Below are 22,934 nucleotides of genomic sequence, written 5' to 3'. Positions count from 1 at the left end.
AATCGCCACCCGCTACGACAAGACTCCTGCGAGCTACCTCGCCGGCCTCCACCTCCGCGCTGCGATGATCTGGATCAAAGACCTCACCCGGACCACCCCTTGATCACAACCCGATACGCGCCCTAGGCGGGTTCGGATGCGGTGCGCAGGGTGCGCAGCAGGTCGGAGGCGAGCTGGTTGGACACGCCCAGGCGGGCGCGCAGCAGGTCGCGGGTGATCGGTCTGCCGTGCTTGGCCTGGTGTTCATCGGCCACGCGGCGGGCGTAGTCGACCAGCGCGGGGGACGGTCCCGGGTCGCCGTCCTGCCCGTCCTGTACGGCGGGGACGAGCGCCGGGGCCGGGGCCGGCGCGGACGGGACGGCATCGATAGTCAGGACGGGCGCGGACGGTTCAGGACGAGGGGCCGCGGCGCGGCGTTCGAGCATCGAGACGGCGATAAGGAACGCCCCGGCAGGAGTGGCGGCCGTCAGCCAGCCCCACACGGTGGCTTCGGCTTGGTGCAGGTTGGCGGCCAGGGACAGGACGATCTCGCCGGCCAGGACGAGCGTCGGCCAGGACACCCACCCGTTGCGCTGGCGTCCGGTCTTCTTGTCGCGCTGGCGTTCGCGTGCGGCCATGACGCAGGTGAGGTCGACGCAGACGGCCACGGCCCACGACATCCAGCCGGTCTGTCCGTGGTCGGTGGCGGTGTCGCGGATGTGGGTGAACGATCCGGCACCCGCGATGGCGGCCAGGACGAGGACCGGCCCGGTGTCGAGCAGCCATGAGGCAAGGCGTCGCATCGTTACCCCCTTTCAGGTCAGACGGACAGCAGCTCGGACAGGTCAGCCCCGTCCCGGTCGGGCCGGGCGATGGCAACCCAGTCCGGGGTCAGGTGGGCGTAGGTGCGGGCGGCGTGTTCGGCGATCTGCTCGGCGACATAGAAGGAGCGGGCGCGGTACCACTGGCCGTCCTGGCTGGCGACGATCGCGACGCCGGGAGTCTCGGCGGGAATCGCACGCGCGGAGACCAGGGCGGCGGGGTCGAGGTCGCCGAGGGTCATGGTGGCGGTCTCGGGGTCGTTGACTCGGTGGCAGATCCGCCCCGAACACTGGGCGCGCAGGGCGGTGACGCCGGGGCCGAGGTCGGAGCCGATCCGCTGGCCGGAGCAGAACAGGTAGATGCCGAACGCCCGCCCGAGCTGGGCCACCCGCAGCAACGCGGTCGAGGTGTGGGCGATCTCGTCTTTCTCGGACTTGTCGGCCATCAGGTACAGCTCGGCCAGCTCGTCGACCAGCACCACGACCGGGACTGGTCGCACGCCGGGCGGTAGTTGCCAGATGTTGCGCGCGCCGGCCGTACGGCACAGCCCCATTCGCTCGACCATGAGCGCCACCAGGTCATCCAGCAGGGTCACGCTCTCGGCCCGCGTGGTCGCCAGGGCCGACAGCCGAGGCGCGTACGGGGTGAACTCCACGCCGCCTTTGAGGTCGATGCCGACTAGGGCGACCGGCTGCGGGGCCAGCCCAACCAGCAGGGCGTTGGCGAGGTTGGACTTGCCCGATTGGGTGGCGCCCGCGTTAATCCAGTGGGGCACCGTGCGGAAGTCGATCGTCCATAGCCCGCCGGTCTCCAGCCGCCCGACGTGGACGGTGAGCAGATCTCCGGAGGCCGGGAGGTGGTCGAGCCGGACGAGCGGGTCCCGCACCGTGGCGGCCAGGACCACGCGGCCGGGCCGAGGGGACGACACCCGGACGGCGTGGACCCCCCAGGAGTGCGCGAGCCGCTCGGCCGCCTGGGCGTAGTCGGCGGGGATCTGCCCCTCAAGGGTGTGGACGGTGACCCGCCAGCCGTGCCGCGTCGGCATGGGCAGCCACATGAACGGTTTGGTGTCGACCGCGACCCGCTGGAAGCGCCGCCGTACCTTCACGAGCCCGGTCGAGGCGATCGCGCCCGGAACGATGGTGAACCACCAGCGTTGCCGCTTCTTGGTCAGGCCGCAGCCCAGGGCCACCTTGCGCCATGTCGCCCGGATCGTGACGGCCATCAGCGGGAAACCGACTGCCAGCCAGTACGAGCGGTAGTGCAGGTGGCGCCAGGCCCACAGGCCGGCCGCCGCAGCGGCCAGGCCCGCGAGCAGCATCAGCAGGGCGTCACGCATGGGTGGTCACCCCTGCTGGGACGATCGAGCTGGCCCGGTAGCTGATGCCCCATCGGGCCTCGCCGCCCCGGGACATTTCCCAGACGTAGCCGACCAGGCCGATGGGGGTGACGTCCTGTCCGGCGGCCACCTGGGGCTCGCCGGAGGTGCCGACCTTGACGAGTTCGATCCGGCCGAACTCGTCCTCCACCGACAGGACGATCTCGTAGACGGTGTTGCCGTGCTTGTCGGTCTTGATCTCGCCGGTGTCCTGGTTGAGGACGCGCGGGCGGGGTGCGCGGACGCAGACGAACTGCAGCTTGGTCACGTCGACCGGGATCGGAATGGTGCGCATCTTGTGGACCTCCTTAGCCTCATGGCCAACATAGTTAACTAGGTTGGCCTGGTTGTCAATGTTCTCTCGGTTGGCTTGGTCGTGTTGCTGTGCTGAGATAAGGGGCGATGGTCAAGAAGACGGGACGGCCCGGTTACCTCCAGATCGCCGACGATCTGCGCGAGCAGATCCGCGGCGGGTCTCTGCCGCCCGGCTCCCCGTTGCCGTCGACCACCCAGCTCGCCGCCCGGTACGACGCCTCGCTCAGCGTCGTGAAGCTCGCGGTCGGGATCTTGCGGACCGAGGGCCTGGTCATCGGCCAGCAGGGCAAGGGCGTGTTCGTCCGGGAAGACGTCCAAGACGTCGAGCCGGGGCCGGCGGGCGACTTGGCGAGCGAGGTCATCGCGCTACGCACCGCCGTACAGGACTTGTCGGAACGCTTGGCGCGGGTAGAAGAGACCTTGTCTCAGCGATCCGAGACGTAGGGCCGCCGTTCCGCACCCTTAAGCCGGTGACGTGGCGGGCCAGCCGTGCCGACGCATCCCCGGAGGCGCTGCCACGGAACATGGCCTTGTCCTCTCGCCGGATGCCGACCAGGACCGCCACGAAGCCGACGGTTACGACCGCGCTGAGCGCCAGGGCGATGATCAGAGGCAGCGCGCTCACGACCAGATCACCCCGATGGCAGCGGCGCTGACCGGGCCGCGCGGGGGACGGCGGGTGATGGAGCGACGCCGGGCGGTCCTGCGTCGGGCCTTCTCGAGCCGCTCCCAGCGCTGACGGGCGAGGCACTTGCTGCAGTGGATCTGTCCGGGCTTCAGGAGCGCGCCGCAGGCGCAGTCGGGGCTCTCCTCCGGTGGGGCAATCGTGGTCTCTGTCATGGTCTGTTCTCCTTCCGTCGCAGGTAGTGGTGCGTTGTGACACCGAGAGTGCGGCGGAAGGGCAGGACGAGATCACTACACGACGGGACATGTTCAAGACGTCCCGTCTACGATTGCCACGTCCCTGGACGTCCTGACGCGGCAGGTGAGATGGCCAACGAGCGACTACGCGCGGCCCTTCTGGAACGCGGGGTGAGCATCGCCGAGCTGGCGACGGCGATCCAGGTGGACCCCAAGACCGTCGAACGCTGGATCACCAAAGGCCGCGCACCATACCGAAAGCACAGGTACGCCGTCGCCACCCACCTGGGGATAGACGAGGGCTACCTATGGCCCGAGGCCCTGACGCGGGAACAGGTCGCCTCAGCGTCCGAGAGCGAGATCGTCACCGTCTATCCGCACCGCTGGGCCGTCCCCCGGGACGCCTGGGGACGTCTGTTCGCCCAGGCCCAAAACGAGATTGGCATCCTGGTCTACAGCGGCCTGTTCCTCGCCGACGACGCCGGCATCGTGCGCATGCTCGGCGAGAAGGCCGCCGCCGGAGTGAGGGTGCGCATCCTGCTCGGCGACCCCGGCAGTCCCGAAGTCGCTCAGCGCGGCGCGGACGAGGGCATCGACGACGGCATGGCCGCCAAGATCCGCAACGTCCTCGTCCTCTACCGGCCCATCCGCGGCCTGGACGGGGTGGAGATCCGGCTCCATCGCACGGTGCTGTACAACTCCATCTACCGCGGCGACGACCAGCTCCTCGTCAACACCCACGTGTACGGCGTGCCCGCCGGCAACGCCCCCGTCCTGCACCTGCGCAGAGTGTTAGGCGGGGACATGGTCACCACCTACATGGAGAGTTTCGAACGGGTGTGGGAGCAGGCCACGCCAGTAGAGTCCTGAGTCATGCCGCGCCGGATCGACTACTACGACGACCCCAACGCACCCAAGCCGAACAGCCTCGTCCCGTCCGTCAACGTCGTCGTCACCAACGACGCCGGGGACATCCTCATGATCCGCCGCAGCGACAACGACAACTGGGCCGTCCCCGGCGGCGCAATCGACCTCGGCGAATCCCTTTCACAAGCCGCCGTACGCGAGACCCTCGAAGAGACCGGGGTGTTGTGCGAGATCACCGGCCTCGTCGGCACCTACACCGACCCCCGCCACGTCATCCTCTACACCTCTAATGGCGAGGCCCGGCAAGAGTTCTCCATCGTCCTCACCGCCCGTGCCGTCAGCGGGGAGCCGACCCCCAGCAGCGAATCCACCGAGGTCCGCTGGGTGCTACGGGACCAGGTCGAGATGCTGCCGATGGACCGCTCAATGGCACTGCGGATCGGCCACTACCTCGCCGGCACCGCCCTGCCACACATCGGATGAGCCATGACCTTGCTCGTGCACCTCACCCCGGCCAAGAACATCCGCTCGATCCGGAGGGCGGGCATCCGCGCCGTCAGCGTGGGGCGGAGCGATGCGACAGGCGTCTATTGCCTGCCGGTGTTGCCCTCCTACCAGATCACTTATCAGTGGGGCCGTGAGCTGCGGCGTAGTGGTCAGCGCACTCTCGTTGCCGTCCACTTCCGCATCCCCGACGACGAGCCGGTGTTGGTGGGCCACTACAACGCCCCGCCGGTCGAACTCGGCAGTGCCGCAGCCGCGGCCCTGATCGCCGAGCAACAGGACGCTCGCGGATACGAACTCCTGGTCCCGCGCCCGATCCTGGCCAGCGAGATTCACCGCATCAGGGGCGTGAAGCAGGTGACCGGGTGGCGCTATATGCCCAACGCACACGGCATGCCGCCCTGCGGATGCCCGATCTGCAACCCTCGCGGAGGGTATGGCGCAGCCAAGATCCGTAAGGCATACATGGCTGATGATTGAGCCTCTCGGTCAGCGGTCCGACAGCTCGCGCAGCTTCGTCTCAACCGCGTCAACAGCGGCCAGGATGCACGGCGTAGATGTCTTGATAGAGCGGCTCACCAAGTGGTCCGGACCGTAGCGGGAGTGTATTTCAGCCAGTCGCTCATGTACGTCCAGGTGCCGGCCGTCGGGGCCGGTGGTCATATCGCAGAAGGTCAGCGCATCGGTCAGCTCTCGCCGCTCGGGGGCGAACTCCTTGGTCAAGGCGTCGTACAGGTCGCGTTCCGTGGCCTCGTTGACCGCGCAGGAGTGATGGGCGACGAGGCGGCACAGTCGCTCGTCGGCGCCCGCCACATCACGCAGGTAGCGGGCGCCGTCGAGGGGGTGAAACCCGGTGTCGACCAACTCCGGGGAGTAGCCGATGTCATGCAGGTAGGCGGCGGCGGTCAGCGTGTCGGCCTCGTCGCCGAGGATCGGGGCCAGCGACACGGCCTGCACCGCCACCCCCTGGGTATGCGCCCAGCGCCGAGGCAGCGGCTTGGCTAGGAGTCGTTCGGCCAGATCACGCGCCCAGGCAGCTTGCTCCACGAGACAGACGATAGGCGCACCCGCCCCTGTGCGACCTAGGGCGCCAACCCAGACGTCCTAGGACGTCCTACTCGTCGGAGCGGACGAACCGGCCCTTGCCTTGCCGGGACACGATCAGCCCTTCGCGCTCCAGCTCCGCGAAGGCCTGCCGTACCGTGTTGCGCGATGCCTCGTACAGCCAGCGAAGTTCCGCTTCGCTGGGCAGCAGGTCTCCGGCACCGAGGTCGCCCCGCTCGATTCGCCGCCGCAGCTCGCGAGCGATGAGCTGATACCGGTAGGAGGCATCGACCGGGGCGTCAGCGCCTTGCACGAGCCGCCCCTTCGAGGGAACCGTCACGATCAACCCCTCCGCCTCCAAGGCCCGCAACGCGCGACGCACCGTGTTACGGGCAACGCGGAACTCCGCCGTCAGAGCGATCTCAGAGGGCAGCGCCTGCCCCGCCGGATAGACACCCGTCGTGATCCGCTCGCGCAGCCGCTCAGCCAGCTTGCCGGAGACGCGTTGCCCGGTCAGCCACGCCTTGCGCCGTTCAGGAGCGGTGTGCATCGAGAATCTTCGTCAGGTCGATACCGAGTTCGCCCTGTTCGCCCTCGCGCCAGCCGTCCCGCGCCGCCTTCTCGATCCGGTCGGCCGCCGGAAGCAGGCGTAGGCACGAGACCCGCTCGTCGTGCTGGTCACCCCAGTAGAACCACAAGAACGCGAGATGGACGTAGACCCGGCGGGGCCGTAGCCGGCTGTCGGTCACATCGAGGGCGGGCCGGTTCTTCTCATCCACGATGAGGACCGCCGTGATCCCGCGCTGTTCCAGCTCATCCCGCAGCTCCGTCAAGAGCTGTTCCTGATACTCGCGCTGCCGCTTCTGGACCGGCCGCAGTTGCTCCATGCCCTGACACGCTCCTTTCGGCCTGATGGTGGGCGCGCGCATCGCGCCCGTGCCGAACGAGCTTCCGTCGAGGCGGGGGAGCCTCTACACCGCGACTAAGGGACGTCTAGGGACGTCTCGTGTTAACGTCGCAGGCAGAGCTGCTGCCCCAGGAGGTACACCCCCGTGAGCGACACCCTGCGCCATGCCCTTGCCCGGGCCAGGCTCGGAACCGTCGACGTCGCCGCCGCCCTCGAAGTGGACCCCAAGACAGTCGACCGCTGGCTCAAGGGCCGCATCCCCTACCCGCGCCACCGCTGGGCGCTCGCCGACATGCTGCAACTCGACGAGGGAGACCTGTGGCCCGACGTCGCCCAACCGCGGCGAACCATTTCCCACGAAGTGAAAGCCGTCTATCCCCACCGCTGGGCCGTACCGCAGGCCATCTGGCGGCGGCTCTTCCAGGGCGCAAGTCGCGAGATCGACATCCTGACCTACAGCAGCCTGTTCCTCGCCGAGGACACCGGCATGATCCGCCTGCTCGCCAGCCAAGCCCGCGCAGGCGTGAAGATCCGCATCCTTCTCGGCGACCCGGACAGTCCCGAGGTGGCCGCCCGAGGAGTCGAGGAAGGCATCGGGGCCGACGTCATGGCCGCCCGAGTACGCAACGCCCTCATGCTGTACCGGCCGCTGCGGAAGGTCGACGGGGTGGAGATCCGCCTCCACCGCACGACGCTCTACAACTCCATTTACCGGGCCGACAGCGAGCTTCTCGTGAACATCCACGCGTACGGCACATCGGCAGCTCAAGCTCCCGTGCTGTACCTGACGGCCACCAAGGACGAAGACAGCACAGCCGTCTACCTCACCAGCCTCGAACGCGTCTGGGCCACGGCCGAACCGCTCCGCTGACGACCCGCCCTGCTGCCAGAAGCTAATTTTCTTCTCGCTATTAAAGCGGTCCGCCTACGGCGGCCCGCGTCGCGCGCCGATCGGCCAGCCGGCCGGGCTGCGGCTCTTCGGCCGGTCCCGGCCGACGCCGCCCGCGCGCTCCCAGCCGCCGAGACGGAACGCCGAACCATCGAAGACCACCGCGGCCAGGACGACGACCAGGCCAATGCGGCCCACCTCGCCGAGGCGGTCAGAGGGAAGAGCTGCAAGGGGCTCCGCCCCCTGCACCCCCGGCCCTCCTCGGAGATGAGCTGGAGACTGTGCAGGTGGGGCCGGTCATCTCCTCGTCGGTCACCCCGGAGGGAGGCCAGACCGGCCGCCCAAGGTCAAGCCGTCGACTGCGAGCAGGACAACCAGCGAGCGCGGAAGGTCACCGAGAGGCATGTACACGCGAACGACGGCTTGACCCCAGGCGTCCGGCCCGGCATGGCTACGCCTGCCCGACGAGGAGATGACCGGATCTCCGGTATGAGACGGTAATGCTCAACTCACTTGTAGACATTCGGCATTGGGATTTCATTGATACCTTCGTGTGGCCTCAGTGGCACCGCCTGGGTACTAATGACTTGCGATCCCGTTGTCTCTGCGACTCCATGGATGTTGATCAGCGCATCGCGGATAACAGTCGCCTGGATGCCTTGCTGGAAAGGATTGTCAAGCATCAGAAATCCCGGGTGGCAACAATCGGCACCAATGTCTGAGTCGAGAAAAAGAAGCGCTCTACTATAGGCAAGGAAGAATAGGACCCTTGCCTCTGCTCCGAGTTGCTGATCCCATGGACGGGTACCTACGAAGAAAGTAAGATCGTCCGCACTTACGGTAACAGCACCGTCAACCCAGCCACGATCCCGGAACGGTTCGAGGAACTCGTTCATGCGATCGGCGAGTAGAGCACACCGGTCAACAGGACTTATGCGAGAATGAGGAGACTTCTCCGCGTTTCTTGTGAGGATCGCGATTTCGTCGGCTATGGTATCGACAGCGCTTGCAGCTTCGACTTTCCGTGAGAGGATTTGCCTAATGGCAGGGAAAGTTGTGAGTCTTTGTTCAAGGCGAGCTATTTGCGACGCAAGATCTTCCAAGGACCCCAGGAACGGGGCCAGAAGAATTGCACGTTCCTCGTTAAGTAGCTTAGCTAGACGCTCATGCTCTCGACGTAAATGACTTTCCCGATCTCTCGCGACCTGGAGATCCCTTGAGGTTCGAGCGATAGCCTCAGCTAGCTCACTAGCCTCTGCTGAAAGCGTTCGTTTCTCTAGCTCCGCCCTCCGCTGCCGTAGATCTTCTGTTACCGGTTGGGTGCATAAGTAACAAGCATCTAGGGCGTGAGGCCTTCTTGGATCGACGGCCTGCTCACAAGCAGGACAAACGCGAACAGGTAAAGCGTCGAAAGCCTCTACAGAAGCTATGAGCCTATCCATCCGCGCAAGTTCGGCTGTCACCATCGCATGCGAACTAGTATATTCGGCATGCAATTGCTCTAAATTGACGACGTCTTCTGCCGCTAGTCGAAGCAACTTGGAGGCTTCTTCGTATTGACTAGCTAGAGTGCGGTCGTATCCGGGAGTGTCGGAATTGGCAGAACTCGTGTTGCCTATTAGAGAGTCAATTTCCGATGCTAATTGCGTGCGACGCGCATAGGCCCTATCCAGCTCGGCGCCCAGCTCATTTTGAGCCCGAGAAAGCTCACCGACGTCATGGACTACGGGGATCCCAAGTTGCGTCGATATAGCCTCTACGGCACGGTCGGTACTACTGTTCACATCACGCTGCACAGCCTGTGCTTCGGTAAGTCGCTTTCGTGCCTGATTTAGCTCGAACTCATTGGTTTCATACCTCTCTCGTGCAAACCCGAGCAGCAGACTGATTACAGCTCGGCGCAAATATTCATGTTCTTGATTAGCAAAGCTTGTCCAAGAATCCTCATTTCGGTAAATATGACGAAGAACACTGCGAAAGGTGAGTGGAATGACTTCGGAAGCGGTGAGGGCGCTGATTCCTTTGGGTATGTTGATACTCGGCCATCCAAGCTCGTTCATTATGAACCCAGAGAACGCCGCCGCAGACAGTTCTATGTCATCGACAAATACCTTACCGATATTAGGACGTCGAAGATTTCGACGAATTCTTCTGATTGTGCCGTTGAGAGCGACTACTAGAGAGATCTCCACATACTCGTCGGCCACAGCGCTGCCTAGAGCGTCGATCACTCCGCCGCGGTCTCCAAAAACGTAGTCGATAGCCTTTAGTGTGGTTGTTTTTGAACTGTTTCGCACACCGGTCAAAACATTTAGGCCGACGGGACGAAAAGAATATTCCTCGAATTCCCCTGACTCGTGGACCATAGTAAGGGAATGTATTCGGAGGCCGGAAGTTGCCCGGTTGACAAGGACACCACTCACGGCTGAATCTCCTGACGATAGGGAAGGGCTCCTACCTCCGTCGGGAATATGTTGTAGATAAGATCTTTCAAGTCACTCCCTGACATCGTGGCAAGATTTCCGCGCATCGCTTCGCATCGTTCAACCAGAGGTGTGAACTGATCCATGTGCGCTAGGCGACGTGCAAGCCTTACTCCGGCAGCCTTCAGCTTGACGCGCTCAGGAGTGTGGCTTGCGGTAATAGTGATCAGCTCGCGCGAGGCGAGAAAAGCTAGGAACTGACGATAGCGAGTATCCCAAGGTCCGTACCGATACCGAATCATAGGCGCCTCCACTTCCCCTCGCATTGCCGCCCTAAATATTGGTTGTTGGGATTTTTGGCCAAGTAGTGAAACGTGTGCCGTCTCAAGAAAGGCGGGATAGCGTACAAAGAAGTCGAGTTTAGCAAACTTGGTTCTGCCGGCGATGTAGGGACCTGGTTCGTCTCCGCATACAAGTATGAGGATTAGAAGCCGCGCAGCATGAAAGTCGGGACAGTCATCAGGATCCCATGGCCTATGAAGAGGAGGGGCTACTAATTCCCCTAGCTTACGAGGCATCAGCATACCTGTTCTGGCAGCGCGCTGTAATGTCTGAGAGAATAGCGTAGGCATTTGCCAAGGTTGTTTCGCCGCTGAGTACCCTTGGCAGTTGGCTAACTTGCAAGATAGTTCGTGCGTAGGATTCCGAACCAGGGGGTATCAGCCCGGCCCGACGCTGCGCCATCACTAAACTACAGATCGCAAATATCTCGTCCGCTAGGTCATCTAGAGCTGCTCGTGTCTTGCCAATGCTTGATCGATATCGGCGACGGTACGCAAGCATGCTTTCGTGCTGCCTCTCGGCTTCTGCCGCTGAGACCTCCGCTGCGTGCAGCTTTTCTTGCAACGTGGTCAGTGGCTCAAGCGTGCCATCGGCCCGACGTCCGGTAACCTTCTGAATGATGTTTTCGATCTTGAGCCGAAAATCCTCGGCTGTAATCTGTGTGGGGGTGGGATTCAAAGCATCGCGACTTATAAAAGTCACTAAGCCTATTAATACGTCCTCGATCTCCTTGTACAGCGCGGGCTGACCTAGAAATTTTTGGACGATTGGTTCGAGCCGCGCGATGGCAGATTGCTCGACCTGTTCTACTGTGCGTGCTTCGACTAGAACTTCCAGACGCTCTACACACCAGGCAACATCGCGGCCGTCGGGGACGGTGAGTCCTTCTAACCTTTTTACGATTGCAGTGAGAACGCCCTCGTCGACCTGTCCTCTTGTCCCGCCTCGTGGAACCGAGAATTGGTGAAGATCCGCTAAGGGTACTTCATTCAGAATAAGGGTAAACCGCGTACTGTCAGGAAGTGGCTTGCCGACGAAGAGCTTTCCTAGGTAGCTTGATTCAGGCTTTCCAACTTTTTCTGGGGAGCAGACAATGGCGACGCTATGTCTCGTTCCCGCCCCCTCTAGTGTCTTTACTTGCCTATATACCGGGACACTGTCCCTCCGGCAAAGTATGTCCTCTAAATCTTCCCATGAAACTTCTGTCCAGCTACCTTCGAGCATGTCTAGGCAGTCTAATAGGGTGACAGCGTCTTGATATGCGAATCCGCGACGACTCCTACGACCTCCATCTGCTGGCGATGCAGTCATTCACTCCCCTGAATGGACATGAAAGTCGAACATACAGTCGATACCTCAGCTATTGGACCGTTCCACGAACTCGATACTTAAAAGACAACCCGGACTTAGTAGACCATCCCTTGTAGCACCAGGCAAGGTTCGCGACGGCCTTTTTGCGGGTCAGCACTGGCTTAGAGGTCCCTCCCGGATCGCCCTTGAAGACCTCTTGTCGGCGCACCTGCTATTGGCGCGGGCCGGCGGCTCGGCACCGATCTACGCCACAGTAGGAGACCGGCCTGACCGATGAGCTGCGGGCCTATCCCTGTTGAGGTGCGGGCATGAGCTGTCGCAGGTCCAGCTCAACCAAGCTGCTCCTCGGGGGGCAACCCGAAAACGGCCGCTTCTGTTCGACCACCGAGGCGGTTGGCTGTTGATGCGGCAGATGCTTTCATGCCAGGTATGCAATCTGTCCCACTCGGTGTCCTCTCTCGTCTGGATCTTGAAGGGGCCGTGCGCCGGGAGGCCGATACCGTCGAGCCGCTGATCCCATCGTCGCCGGGTACGGCGGAGCTGAAGGAGGACAGCGCTCTTTTTGCCGCTTGGCTGGGCGGGCAACTCCGGGCGGGGCTGCCGACCGGCCGCGGCCTGGTCATCTCCGTAGCCAAGCCAGTGACCGGCAGTCGGCCGGTCGCGATCTGGGGATTCCCCGAGCGGGTCACCTATAGGGCGCTGACTGACCTGCTCATGACCGCGGCAGAACACGAGGTGGACCGCTCGCCCGAGCGGTACCGGGAGTTCATAGACGCGCCTATGAGATACGCCGAGGAGCGCGGCACCCCACCAGGTGATGAAAACGATGGCTCTCCGTTCGTTGCCCCCTGGCCCTACGAAGCGATCGTTCGGTATGTCGTGAAGGCCGACCTTGCCTCGTTTTACGACTACATTGACCACGACATCCTCGGCCGGGAACTTCTGATCCGTACCGCTGACCACGCCGCTATCGAATGCCTTATGGATCTTCTCGGCGAGGTGCAGGGTCGGCGTTATGGGCTTCCCCAACTGCTAGAGCCTTCAGATCGACTCTCCGACGTCTATGGGAGTCGAGTGTTGCGTGCCGTGCGCCGCAAGCAGTGGCCAGCCTGGCGCTTCAACGATGACTTCCGGATCGCGGTCGAGACGTTCGAGGAGGCCAAGCGTGCATTGGACGATCTGACGACGGCCGCTCGTGACAACGGCCTAGTGCTGAACGAGTCCAAAACCCGTACGCCGTCGATCACCAGCTACTGGTACGAGACCGTGATCAGCCAGGTTGATGTACATCTACCACGCACAGGTGCCCAGCACGATCCGGCCGACTTCGTTGCCGATTACACCGAGGGGGCTCGTGACAGCGACCCCGAGTGGGCCATCAGCTTCCTCGAATCGACCATCACACCCCGAGATGAGGAAACCGGCGCTCAGGCCTCCGAGAAGACGAACCTGCGTGACGCGGACCGCTCCGACATACGGTCTATCCGGCGTGCATTGATCAGACTGGCTGATCCAACGGAATCACGTGCGCTCTCAGTGCTGGCCAAGGTAGAGAGCATCATCGGTTTTGTCCCATCTGTGACCCCATACGTGCTGCAATACCTGCGGGCCATGGCCGCGTTCGACCGGCCTGCAGTGACCCGTACGATTGCGGTCATCACCACGAACGTCAGCCTCAGCGACTGGCAACGGCTCTGCTTGCTTCGCGCCATCGGCAACTTGGAGTTGGTCGACACTGAGTCCTTATCCCAGTGGGTCGAGAGTCATCGCGCACAACGTTTTGAGCCCGCAGTGCGCGCCGAGGCCGCATTCACCCTTGCGGCCGTCGGTCGCATTGACGTGCATGAAGTCACTCGCGCCCTCGACGAGGAACCGTCGGCATTGCTCTCCTGGTACCTGGCGGCCCTACGGCGACTGCACGACCGCGGAACCATCTCTCAGGAGACCTACGACGCGGTCCGCGAAGAGGGCGGCCTACATGCGACGATCCTGGTCGGCCTATGACCCTGGAACCCGTGATGCTCGACATCACAGAAAATGCTCTGGAAGAGCTGATCGCAACGTACGCCAGGCACATCACCACGACGGCCGGCCGCAGGCCAGGCCGGCCCCTGCGTCGTTTCCGAGACGACACCGTCGGCGACACCGCAGCGGCTGACCGGGCCGCGTGCTGGCTGCGCCTAGTCAGTATCGTGGAGATCTATGTAGAGACTCTCCTTCGGCGTCTGGATGGGAAAGAAGCAGGCAAGGCACCTCGCGGTTGGGATGACGTCGTAAAAGCCTTGAAAACACGCCATGCTATCGACGCCAGCGATGCCGAAGGTTGGGCAAAGTTGGAGTCGTGCATCATCGTACGTAACGCGGTCGCTCACGGGCTTGGACGCTTCACGCCAAATCAGTTGAAACAGGAAAAGCCCCGTAAGGTGCGCCTCATCGACGTGCCAGTGCGCGACGGCGCGGTTGTGGTTACCTCCGAAGCTCTCGCTGGCTGCGTTGAGACCTGCCGCGGTTTCGTGACCGCGTTGGACCGCACATCTCAATCCGTCTGAAAGGGCGTTGAGAGGCACTCGCAAGCGGGCGCATCTAGTCGCCCCTCCCAGCTATTGCTCCTGCGATAGTGCTACGCCTCCTGAGTTGTGGGGGTACGCGTAGGACGATCTTTCGGATTAGCTAACCTATCGTAGTCGCCGCGAGATCAGGTTTTTGGTTCGCTCGGACAGTTGCGTAGCGATGAACGTGTCCAGCCGTTCGGGATCTGGTTCGACCCGCCGGGCCTCCACTCGTTCCTCCCAAGTCTCATAGTCCGCCGGATCTCCAGCGGTGACCAGGCCGATGCCGTGGGAGCGGGCTACCTCTGCGATGTCGCTGACGATGTCCTCCATGGCGACCGCTTCAGTCGTGGGCACATGCGCCAGAACGTAAGAACGTGTGGCAGATCGACGATGGGCCAGCGCCTCGAATACCGCCTGCACGTTCAAGGCGGCAGCGAGCTTGATCTCAAAGGTAATTAGCTCCAAGTGTTTGCCCGGCACGTAGGCGAAGGTACGGATCTCCACGCTCACGACGTCCGGTCGGGACCAGGTACCTCCCGTGACTCGGCGCCCCTGTAGGGCAGTGACTTCCACCGCTAGCGGATCCGCTCGGTGATCCTTGGCCCAATCACCCGCAATCACACTGCGCATCGGTTCATACAGCGCGAGTTCACTCTGGATGACCGCCTCGACCTCGCGAGCTGGGTCCGTCGCATCAACCGCCACCGAAACCACATCGGCCAGTGGCCCGGTTTCCACATACCGTCGGATCGTGCCCCCTCTGCCCCGTCCGCGGATGACCACGCCGGCATCCACCAGAGCATCACGCGCCCCCCAGTATCGATCCGGATCCCACCCGAGTCGCTTTCGGACGGCCAGATTGCTAATCGCCGACCCGTCTTGCGGCACACACTCCAGTACGGCTTGTTGGTCTGGCGCCAGGTCCATGACCGTCATCATGCTCCAGAGGAGAAGCGACCTACCAGAGCAAGTCGTGCGCCAGCCAAGAGACCCCCATCGCAGAGGGGCGAAACAGGCACCTGGCCTGACGCCTGAGTGCGCGGGATATGCGCGGGATGATCTCCGCCGAACCTAGCCGACTCAGAGGACCAGTAGCAGGTCGGAGGCGGTGCAGGCGCACGAATCGTAGTGCTCTTGAAAACCGCTAGGCCGGGTGACCGGTCTCGTGGGTTCGAATCCCACGCTCTCCGCTCAAGACATCGGAAACCCTCGAACCTACGGGTTCGGGGGTTTCCTTGTGTACGGGGGTTGGTTGTCGCGGGTGGGATCGGTGATCAGCTCGCGGATGAGTTCTCCGGTGGCGGCGACCACCCGGACGTGGAGATCGTTTCGATGGGGACCGGACAAGCTGGACAAGCCCCGGCGCTGCCGCTGGTAACAGCGTGATCGCCCAAGAAGGACGTGGCTGTGGCGTTCTACGTAGCCGAAGGTTATGACTGAAGCGGCGGCGCAGGACGACTTCGACGGCGGGTAGCGGGTTCTATGGGCTTCGGCAGAGGTTCCCGGTGGCGGCGGCTGGCCCTGGCGTTGACGGCATTGAGCGGCCTGGCTGCGGCTCCAGCCGTACTGCTGGCGTTCGATCTCACCCAGCCCTGGGCGGTCGCGCTCGCGGCGATCGGCTCAGCGATGATCGTTTCTGGCTCGGCCCTGTGGTGGGAACGGGCCAAGAGGCTCGCTCAGTACAGCGATGAGCAGGTTCTGAAAGTTCAGGACGGCTGCCTTGTTCTGGCGGACGGATCGCTCCCCCGGGCGAGTTCCATGGAAGACCCCGTAACCCTGGGTGTTCATCCAGCCGGGCATCGTGAACAGAGCACCAGGTCGAACGTGACTCGCGGCGACGCTCGGGAGCAGCCGCGAACAGTGCCCGTCTACATCCCACGAGACGTCGACGACGGCCTGCGGGAGCTGCTGGCACGAGGAGGATTCGTTCTCGTCGTCGGAGACTCAACCGCCGGAAAGACCCGTGCTTCCTGGGAGGCAGTGCGCGCGACTCTCCCGGAGCACACGATCATCGCGCCTGTGGACCGAGACGCGGTTCGCGCCGCACTCTCCGTCGTCGCCGAGCGGCGTCGCTGCGTCCTGTGGCTCGACGACGTAGAAGGTTACCTGGGCAAGGGCGGACTGCGCCGCAACGACGTGCAGCGCCTCATCAGCGGCAAGGACCATCACCGCGTCATTGTGGCCACGCTGCGAGCGGCCGAGGAGGAACGGCTGACAGCGCATTCGACGGAGGAAGGACGGCAGGCCGGCAAGGACGTGGAGGAGACCCTGTCGCAGGCCCACCGCATCTACCTGCCCAGGATGTTCAGTGCCTCAGAACGGGAGCGCGCCCGTGCGAGGGACTGGGATCCGCGTATCGCTCAAGCACTCGATCACGCCGATGACTATGGGATCGCGGAATACATAGCAGCGGGACCCGAGCTCCTTCGCGACTGGCAAAACGCCTGGAGCCCGAACACAGAACACGGCGCGCCCACCCACCCACGGGCGGCAGCGCTGATCAGCGTGGCGGTCGAACTGCGGCGTGCGGGGCATTCCGCCGCCATTCCTCGCACCCTGCTTGAGCAGCTTCACGAGCACTATCTCTCGGCCCACGGCGGATCGAGGTTACGACCGGAGCCCCTGCCGGCGGCTTGGGAGTGGGCGACCAAGCCGCGGCGTGCCACCACCGCGCTTCTCCAACCTGTGGACCATGAGCGGGTCGAGGTGTTCGACTACCTGGTCGACGTCGCTCAGCGCACTGCCGGTCCGGGCCACGAGATCGCCGCGAAGGTTCTGCTCGCCGCGCTGCCCGACTGCTCTCCTTCTGACGCGGACGCGATCGCCACCACTGCCTACGACCACGGCCACTTCGAGGTCGCGGTTGCCGGTTGGCAAGCCGCAGGCGTCCTTCCCCAGGAGACGGCTGCGGAGACCCTCACCAGGCGCAACAACCTCGCCCGCGCGCTACGCAAACTAGGGCGGCTGCACGAGGCGGAGGCTGAGCACCGCGCCGTGATCGCTCAGCGCACTCGTCTCCTCGGGCCACGACATGCGGACACGCTGATCAGCCGCGACAACCTCGCCAACGTCATACGTGATCTCGGCCGTCTGCCCGAGGCCGAGGCCGAGCACGGGCAGGCGTTGGCAGCACTCACCGACGTTCTCGGTCCGGAGCATTCGTTCACATTGTTCAGCCGGGACAACAGGGCTACCACCCTGCGCCTGCTCGGGCGCTTGCAGGAGGCCGAGGCGGAGCACCGATCCGTGGTGCGGATTCGCACCCGCCTCCTCGGTCTCGATCACCCCGACACCCTGGTCAGCCGGGACAACCTGGCCGCCACGCTACGTGATCAGAAGCGGTACGCCGAGGCTGCGACCGAGTACGAGGCGGTCCTGCACAGCCGCATTCGCGTTCTTGGCGAAACCCACCCGTACACCGCGGCCACCAGGGCAAGCCTTTCCGCGCTCAGGGCCCAGAAGAACGTCTCGCCCGAGTAGACCACCCGGCTGCCGAAGACCGTTCGAGCAGCACCACTTGTAAGCGGCGGCGTCGCCACCTGGACAGTGGAGATCGCGGCCGGAGATCGCCGTCCGACGGCGGTGAAAACCGGGTGACCGTTCCGCGTCGCCTGCCGGAATCCGGCATGGGCGATGAGTTTTGTCGGTGGTGCCTGTCAGGCTTGCCATGAACCACAGATCCTTGTGGGACCCCGGGTTGGGACGCCAGCCAGGACCAGGTCGTTACCCGACAACCCCTGATCGAGGTGCCGTGTCCATCGCACAGCTTGATTCGCCTGCCGAACCCGCTACCGCCGTCTCAAGGCGCACCCCGGCCGTGATCCGGCTGCTGGTGCTCGCCACGTTCGTGGTCATCCTCAACGAGACGATCATGATCAACGCGATCCCGCGGCTGATGGGCGCTCTGCACATCACCGAGCAGACCGCGCAGTGGCTCTCGACCGCCTTCATGCTGACCATGGCCGCCGTCATCCCGATCACCGGATGGTTCCTGCAGAGGGTGTCCACCCGTCACGCGTACGCCACGGCGATGGGTTTGTTCCTGTTCGGCACGGCGCTGGCCGCCGTCGCGCCGTCGTTCGAGGTGCTGCTGGGCGCCCGCATCATCCAGGCGTCAGGGACGGCCGTGATGATGCCGCTGCTGATGACCACGTTGATGCAGGTGGTGCCGGAGTCGGAACGGGGCCGCGTGATGGGCAACGTCAGCCTGGCCATCTCGGTCGCGCCCGCGATGGGTCCGACGGTCTCGGGCTTGATCCTTCAATTCGGGTCCTGGCGGCTGCTGTTCGCCGTGGTGCTCCCCATCGCCGCGCTGATCACGTGGCGCGGCCTGAAGCAGCTCAAGAACGTCGGAGAGACCCAGGTCGGTGCGATCGACTGGTTGAGCGTGGTGACCGCCGCCGCCGGCTTCGGCGGCCTGGTCTACGGGCTCAGCCGGTTCGAGGGCGGTGACGTCCGCGTGGCCGCCGCGATCGTGGCAGTGGGCCTGGCCGCCATCGTCGTCTTCGTCGTCCGCCAGCTGTCGTTGCAGAAGCGTGGCGTGCCGCTGATGGACCTGCGCACCCTGCGCCACCGCACCTATACGGTCGCGCTGGTCCTGATGTCGGTCGCCTTCATGGCGATGCTCGGTTCGATGATCCTGCTGCCGCTGTACCTGCAGAACGTCCGCGAGCTCAGCCCTCTGGAGACCGGACTCCTCGTGATGCCGGGCGGTCTCGCGATGGGGCTGCTCGGTCCGGCCGTGGGCCGTCTGTTCGACCGGTTCGGCGGCCGGGTTCTGGTCATTCCCGGCGCGATCGGAATCGCGCTCGCGCTCGCCGGCCTCACCCAGGTCACCATGACCATGCCGTACTGGCAGCTCCTGGGTCTGCACGCGCTGTTGATGGTGAGTCTGGCCGCGACCTTCACCCCGGTGTTCACCCTCGGGCTCGGAGCGGTTCCCCCGCAGCTCTACTCCCACGGCAGCTCGATCCTGAGCACTCTGCAGCAGGTCGCCGCGGCCTTCGGCACCGCGCTCGTGATCACCGTGATGAGCGCGCGAGCCGATGCCCTGAAGTCGGCGGGAGTCGCAGAGGCGCTCGCCAACCTCGACGGCATGCGGCTGGCCTTCGTCATCGGCGCGGTGCTGTCCTTGGCTGTGGTCGTCACCGCCGTGCTCCTGCCGGCCCGAGCCGGCAGCGGCGTCGAGGTCGAGGAATCCGGCCGATGAAACCGGCGTGACGCCGGTGGAGCGGAACGCCTGGCGTTGACCTCAAGCGGGACGTCCACTCCAAGCGTTGCCCGTTCCGCCGCATCGAGGGCTCGGCATCGCCCCAGAGAGTTTGGGGCAATGCCGAGCCCTCGATCGTCATGAGCTTCCCCGCTGCTCGTCCACTCTTCGGCATCGGCACGGGCAGTCCTGCCTCCACCCGGACCGCCGGCCCGCGCACGCCGCCGCTCCGTTCCCCGTGCGCGCCGCCGCTGTTCCCGTCCGCTCCGTTCCCTGTGCGCGCCGCCGCTGTTCCCGCGCATGGCTCCGCTCCGGTCGGTGTGCCGGTGGGACCGCCCGCGGGCCGCCCGTCACGATCCCGCACGCGGCCGGTGTGAAACGGCTGACATTGCGTGCAGTTGGCGGAGTAGTTCTCTTCTCTCTGCGTTTCCTTGCCCCGCCGGGCGCTGCCTTCGTTAACTCGGAACAACCGCGTGAAACGGATTCCGAGAAAGGAGTGCGCGGTGACCGAGGCAGAAGTGCGCCGGCTCGTACAGGAATGGTACGACGCGCTGGACCGGCACGACCCCGTGGAAAAGGTGATTCCTTTTCTCGCCACCGAGGGCCTGGTCATGGAATTCCCCGAGGGCACGCTGAACGGCATCGAGGACTTCCGCAAGTGGTACGACACCGTGACGCACCGGTTCTTCGACGAGATCCACGAGCTGAAGTCCGTCGACGTGACCCCGACCGGGCCGGGCCGGGCGGACGTGCGGGTCGTCGTCAACTGGCAGGCCACGATCTGGGACGCGCCCGCGCCCAAGAGCACCTGGCTCGGCTTCGACGCCACGCAGACGTGGTCCGTCACGGCCGAGGACGGCGCTCCCAGGATCCTCACCTACGTGGTCGAGGACCTCGCCCCGATGCCAGGGTCGGCCTCCCTCTAGCCCTCCGGCGACATCCGTCCACAACCCAGCAAGCAGAGCAGTAAGGAGCGCAAGCATGAGCGAGCTCACCGCCGCACGCGTGTACGAGGCCTACGACGCCCTCATGTCGGGCGACCTGGCCAAGGCCGAGCAGTACTGGGACCCGGCGGTCCGGTTCCTGACCCCCGGCCACCACCCGTACGCGGGCTGGCACGAGGGCCTGGAGGCATTCGTCGCCTTCATCAACAAGGTGCACGAGGTCTCCGGCGGCACCTTCGCCATGGACCCCGTCACCGTGCTGGTCAACGACGTCGACGGCTACTCGGTCGACGTCAACCGCACCTACGCCACCCGCGGCCACGCCTCCTCCGACAGCACGTCTCCGTTCGACCGTCTGGAGATCGAGGGCCTGCACCTGCTGAAGTGGGAGAACGGCCGGGTCGTCGAGGGGCGCGGCGCCATCTTCGGCGACGGCACCACGGCGTTCAACATGTGGTGGTCGCCGGTGAACCCCGACGGCACCCGCACCGTGGTCTGAGAGGTCGGCGTGCGCTGGTCACACGCCGCCCTGAACTGCGGCGACCTCGACACCACCGAGAAGTTCTACACGACCTGGTTCGGCGCCCGCAGGGTGAACGAGTTCGACCTCGGCGACCTGCGCATCGTCTTCCTGCGGCTGGGCGACGCCTACCTGGAGCTGTTCGGGCAGGCCCGCCCGCCCGCGGGGGAGACCCCCGGAGGTGACGGCCATCCGGTCGCCGGCACGGTCAGGCACATCGCCTTCCAGACCGACGACCTCGACGGCTTCCTGCGCCGCATCGAGGGGCAGGCCGAGATCACCCTGGGCCCACTCGATTTCTCCGCCCACATCCACGGCTGGCGCAGCGTGTGGCTGCGCGACCCCGACGGCGTGATCGTCGAAGTGAGCGAGGGATATCGGGACCGCGCCTGACGGTGGTACTCGCGATACCAGCACAGGTCGATTCTGGAGCTCGCGGCCGCCGCCGGAAAAGCTTTATCGGAATCCCCCCGTTCGCAACGCCCTAGGAGAGGAAGATGAGCAAGCGAAGCGAGCGAATGACCGGGCGCTGCGCGTTTCGCAAGGCGATCGAAAGCGTGCCTCCGGCAAACGCCGAGGACCGCTGCGAGGTGACGGCATGAGCAGCGTCACCGGATCGGTCCCCGCGAGCATCGGAGAAACGCACGACCGCACTCGGTGGTTCGCGCTCCCCGTCATTCTCGTCGGCACGTTCATGACAATTCTGGATTTCTTCATCGTGAACGTCGCCATTCCGTCGGCCCAGGCGGAACTGAGCGCCAGCGACGCGCAGATCCAGTTCGTCGTCGCCGGCTACGGCGTCGCGTACGCCTCGGGCCTGATCACCGGCGGACGCCTCGGCGACCTGTACGGCAGGCGCAGGGTGTTCGCCATCGGCCTCACGGCGTTCACCGTCGCCTCGGCCCTGTGCGGCCTGGCGGTGAGCGCGGAGATGCTGGTGGTCTCCCGGGCCCTGCAGGGCATGGCGGCCGCGCTCATGTTCCCGCAGGTCCTGTCCATCATCAACGTCACGTACACCGGTGACGACCGGCCGCGGGCGTTCGCCGGGTACGGCGCCGCCCTCGGCCTCGCCACGGTCGGCGGGCAGGTGATCGGCGGCCTGCTGATCGCCTCTGACGTGCTCGGGCTGGGCTGGCGCGCCTGCTTCCTGGTGAACCTGCCCATCGGCCTGGTCACGTTGCTCCTGCTGCCGCGACTGGTCCCCGAGTCGCGTTCCGAGAGCGCGCGCGGTCTCGACCTGGTCGGTGTGGCCATCGTGTTTCCCGCCGTCCTGCTGCTGCTCGTGCCCTTGGTGGAGGGCCGGCAGGAGGGCTGGCCCGCCTGGACGTTCGTCTCCCTGGCGGCGAGCGTCGTGGTGTTCGCGCTGTTCACGTGGCAGCAGGTGCGCCTGTCCCGGGCGGGCGGCACGCCCCTGGTCGAGCCGTCCCTGTTCCGTTCCCGGTCGTTCGTGACCGGCCTGACCACCGTGCTCGCCGTGTACGGCGGCATGGCCTCGTTCATGCTCGTGATCGCGCTGTACGTGCAGGACGGCCTCCGCTACTCCCCGCTCAGGGCGGGGATGGTCTTCCTGCCCATGGGCGTGGCGTTCTTCGCCACCTCCATGAACGCGGCGAAGTTCATCCGCAGGCTCGGCCGCCGCACGCTCACCGTCGGCGCGATCCTGATCGTCGCCGGGGAGGTCTGCCTCGCGCTGATCACCCGCGACGCCGGCGCCGGGGTGAACCTGCCGCTGTACGAGGTGCTGATGGCCGTGGCCGGCGCCGGGATCGGCATGGTCGGCGCCCCGCTGCTGTCCCAGGTGCTGCTCGGCGTGGAGCCGGAGTACGCCGGGTCGGCCTCGGGTGTGCTGTCCACGGTCCAGCAGATGGCCGGCGCTCTCGGCGTCGCGATCATCGGGATCATCTTCTTCGGCACCCTCAACGGCGCGAGCGTCTCCCCCGCCGCCTACGGCAGGGCGTTCGCGGCGAGTCTCGTCTACCTCATCGCGCTCGCGGCGCTGGCCTCCGTGGTGACCATACCGAACCGGTGGTGGACCGGACGGTTCCGCGCCCGGTGACGCGACCGGAC

At 64.9% G+C, this 22,934-nt stretch carries 24 protein-coding genes and 1 tRNA gene; 14 read left to right on the top strand and 11 right to left on the bottom strand.

Annotated elements, in window-relative coordinates:
• Nucleotides 1-122: 122 nt before the first annotated feature.
• Genes FH610_RS36920 through FH610_RS36910 form a run of 3 tightly spaced genes read right to left on the bottom strand, consistent with a single transcriptional unit; the run spans nucleotide 123 to nucleotide 2,474 of the window.
• Nucleotides 123-782, bottom strand: a complete 660-nt coding sequence (locus tag FH610_RS36920; protein WP_139579865.1) for a DUF2637 domain-containing protein — start codon at nucleotides 780-782, stop codon at nucleotides 123-125.
• 17 nt (nucleotides 783-799) lie between these two features.
• Nucleotides 800-2,140: an FtsK/SpoIIIE domain-containing protein gene (locus FH610_RS36915; protein ID WP_139579864.1), complete on the bottom strand. Its 1,341-nt coding sequence runs from the start codon at nucleotides 2,138-2,140 to the stop codon at nucleotides 800-802.
• Nucleotides 2,133-2,474 carry an SCO3933 family regulatory protein gene (locus FH610_RS36910; protein ID WP_139579863.1) on the bottom strand — a complete coding sequence of 114 codons (342 nt, stop codon included), beginning with the start codon at nucleotides 2,472-2,474 and terminating at the stop codon, nucleotides 2,133-2,135. Before FH610_RS36910 ends, FH610_RS36915 begins: the two co-directional genes overlap by 8 nt.
• Nucleotides 2,475-2,581: 107 nt before the next feature.
• Between FH610_RS36910 and FH610_RS36905 the strand changes: the two genes are divergently transcribed.
• Nucleotides 2,582-2,938 carry a GntR family transcriptional regulator gene (locus FH610_RS36905; protein WP_139579862.1) on the top strand — a complete coding sequence of 119 codons (357 nt, stop codon included), beginning with the start codon at nucleotides 2,582-2,584 and terminating at the stop codon, nucleotides 2,936-2,938.
• A 177-nt stretch (nucleotides 2,939-3,115) separates the two neighbouring features.
• On the opposite strand, the gene FH610_RS36895 is transcribed toward FH610_RS36905, so the two are convergent.
• Complete coding sequence (locus tag FH610_RS36895) at nucleotides 3,116-3,334, bottom strand: hypothetical protein (protein WP_139579860.1); 219 nt, start codon at nucleotides 3,332-3,334, stop codon at nucleotides 3,116-3,118.
• 150 nt (nucleotides 3,335-3,484) lie between these two features.
• Between FH610_RS36895 and FH610_RS36890 the strand changes: the two genes are divergently transcribed.
• The 3 genes from FH610_RS36890 to FH610_RS36880 are packed head-to-tail and all read left to right on the top strand — an operon-like array spanning nucleotide 3,485 to nucleotide 5,206.
• Complete coding sequence (locus FH610_RS36890) at nucleotides 3,485-4,225, top strand: XRE family transcriptional regulator (protein ID WP_139579859.1); 741 nt, start codon at nucleotides 3,485-3,487, stop codon at nucleotides 4,223-4,225.
• A 3-nt stretch (nucleotides 4,226-4,228) separates the two neighbouring features.
• Nucleotides 4,229-4,705 carry an NUDIX hydrolase gene (locus tag FH610_RS36885; protein ID WP_139579858.1) on the top strand — a complete coding sequence of 159 codons (477 nt, stop codon included), beginning with the start codon at nucleotides 4,229-4,231 and terminating at the stop codon, nucleotides 4,703-4,705.
• A 3-nt stretch (nucleotides 4,706-4,708) separates the two neighbouring features.
• Complete coding sequence (locus FH610_RS36880; protein WP_139579857.1) at nucleotides 4,709-5,206, top strand: hypothetical protein; 498 nt, start codon at nucleotides 4,709-4,711, stop codon at nucleotides 5,204-5,206.
• Between the two features lie 9 nt (nucleotides 5,207-5,215).
• Here FH610_RS36880 and FH610_RS36875 read toward each other — a convergent pair whose 3' ends face one another.
• The 3 genes from FH610_RS36875 to FH610_RS36865 form a co-directional block, all read right to left on the bottom strand.
• The gene (locus tag FH610_RS36875; protein ID WP_240809414.1) at nucleotides 5,216-5,773 is read right to left on the bottom strand and encodes an HD domain-containing protein; all 558 of its coding nucleotides are present in this window, start codon (nucleotides 5,771-5,773) and stop codon (nucleotides 5,216-5,218) included.
• A gap of 67 nt (nucleotides 5,774-5,840) precedes the next feature.
• Nucleotides 5,841-6,320, bottom strand: a complete 480-nt coding sequence (locus tag FH610_RS36870) for a GntR family transcriptional regulator (RefSeq protein WP_139579855.1) — start codon at nucleotides 6,318-6,320, stop codon at nucleotides 5,841-5,843.
• Complete coding sequence (locus FH610_RS36865; RefSeq protein ID WP_139579854.1) at nucleotides 6,304-6,657, bottom strand: hypothetical protein; 354 nt, start codon at nucleotides 6,655-6,657, stop codon at nucleotides 6,304-6,306. Before FH610_RS36865 ends, FH610_RS36870 begins: the two co-directional genes overlap by 17 nt.
• 165 nt (nucleotides 6,658-6,822) lie before the next feature.
• Between FH610_RS36865 and FH610_RS36860 the strand changes: the two genes are divergently transcribed.
• The gene (locus FH610_RS36860; RefSeq protein WP_139579853.1) at nucleotides 6,823-7,548 is read left to right on the top strand and encodes a phospholipase D-like domain-containing protein; all 726 of its coding nucleotides are present in this window, start codon (nucleotides 6,823-6,825) and stop codon (nucleotides 7,546-7,548) included.
• Nucleotides 7,549-7,602: 54 nt separating this feature from the next.
• Here FH610_RS36860 and FH610_RS43105 read toward each other — a convergent pair whose 3' ends face one another.
• The 3 genes from FH610_RS43105 to FH610_RS36850 form a co-directional block, all read right to left on the bottom strand.
• A complete protein-coding gene (locus tag FH610_RS43105; RefSeq protein WP_161628177.1) occupies nucleotides 7,603-7,764 on the bottom strand; it encodes a hypothetical protein in 162 nt (53 codons plus the stop codon).
• Between the two features lie 311 nt (nucleotides 7,765-8,075).
• Nucleotides 8,076-9,932, bottom strand: a complete 1,857-nt coding sequence (locus FH610_RS36855) for a hypothetical protein (protein WP_139579852.1) — start codon at nucleotides 9,930-9,932, stop codon at nucleotides 8,076-8,078.
• Nucleotides 9,933-10,556: 624 nt separating this feature from the next.
• Complete coding sequence (locus FH610_RS36850) at nucleotides 10,557-11,642, bottom strand: dsDNA nuclease domain-containing protein (protein WP_139579851.1); 1,086 nt, start codon at nucleotides 11,640-11,642, stop codon at nucleotides 10,557-10,559.
• A 393-nt stretch (nucleotides 11,643-12,035) separates the two neighbouring features.
• On the opposite strand from FH610_RS36850, the gene FH610_RS36845 reads away from it, so the two are divergent.
• Nucleotides 12,036-13,646 (top strand): RNA-directed DNA polymerase, encoded by a 1,611-nt coding sequence (locus FH610_RS36845; protein ID WP_139579850.1) that lies wholly within the window; start codon nucleotides 12,036-12,038, stop codon nucleotides 13,644-13,646.
• An 11-nt stretch (nucleotides 13,647-13,657) separates the two neighbouring features.
• Entirely contained in the window at nucleotides 13,658-14,191 is a 534-nt protein-coding gene (locus tag FH610_RS36840; protein ID WP_139579849.1) for a hypothetical protein, read from the top strand.
• Between the two features lie 126 nt (nucleotides 14,192-14,317).
• Here the strand turns inward: FH610_RS36840 and FH610_RS36835 are convergent, their stop codons facing one another.
• Complete coding sequence (locus FH610_RS36835) at nucleotides 14,318-15,133, bottom strand: hypothetical protein (protein ID WP_139579848.1); 816 nt, start codon at nucleotides 15,131-15,133, stop codon at nucleotides 14,318-14,320.
• A gap of 162 nt (nucleotides 15,134-15,295) precedes the next feature.
• Between FH610_RS36835 and FH610_RS36830 the strand changes: the two genes are divergently transcribed.
• The 7 genes from FH610_RS36830 (at nucleotide 15,296) to FH610_RS36800 (ending at nucleotide 22,923) form a co-directional block, all read left to right on the top strand.
• A tRNA-Ser gene (locus tag FH610_RS36830) sits at nucleotides 15,296-15,384 on the top strand.
• Between the two features lie 292 nt (nucleotides 15,385-15,676).
• Nucleotides 15,677-17,674, top strand: a complete 1,998-nt coding sequence (locus FH610_RS36825; RefSeq protein ID WP_139579847.1) for a tetratricopeptide repeat protein — start codon at nucleotides 15,677-15,679, stop codon at nucleotides 17,672-17,674.
• Nucleotides 17,675-18,011: 337 nt separating this feature from the next.
• On the top strand, nucleotides 18,012-19,403 hold the full coding sequence (locus tag FH610_RS36820; RefSeq protein WP_205826340.1) for an MDR family MFS transporter: 1,392 nt from the start codon (nucleotides 18,012-18,014) through the stop codon (nucleotides 19,401-19,403).
• Between the two features lie 503 nt (nucleotides 19,404-19,906).
• The gene (locus FH610_RS36815; protein ID WP_205826339.1) at nucleotides 19,907-20,329 is read left to right on the top strand and encodes a nuclear transport factor 2 family protein; all 423 of its coding nucleotides are present in this window, start codon (nucleotides 19,907-19,909) and stop codon (nucleotides 20,327-20,329) included.
• Nucleotides 20,330-20,384: 55 nt separating this feature from the next.
• Nucleotides 20,385-20,846, top strand: coding sequence for a nuclear transport factor 2 family protein (locus FH610_RS36810; protein ID WP_041952873.1), 462 nt, complete (start codon nucleotides 20,385-20,387; stop codon nucleotides 20,844-20,846).
• 9 nt (nucleotides 20,847-20,855) lie between these two features.
• Nucleotides 20,856-21,260 carry a VOC family protein gene (locus tag FH610_RS36805; RefSeq protein ID WP_139579845.1) on the top strand — a complete coding sequence of 135 codons (405 nt, stop codon included), beginning with the start codon at nucleotides 20,856-20,858 and terminating at the stop codon, nucleotides 21,258-21,260.
• 205 nt (nucleotides 21,261-21,465) lie between these two features.
• Nucleotides 21,466-22,923 (top strand): MFS transporter, encoded by a 1,458-nt coding sequence (locus FH610_RS36800; protein ID WP_067284637.1) that lies wholly within the window; start codon nucleotides 21,466-21,468, stop codon nucleotides 22,921-22,923.
• Nucleotides 22,924-22,934 lie beyond the last annotated feature (11 nt).

The organism is Microbispora catharanthi, from assembly GCF_006334915.2.
GTDB classification, from domain to species: Bacteria; Actinomycetota; Actinomycetes; order Streptosporangiales; family Streptosporangiaceae; genus Microbispora; species Microbispora catharanthi.
The sequence above is the reverse complement of the archived record's forward strand: the minus strand, read 5'-3'. Positions and strand labels throughout refer to the sequence as shown.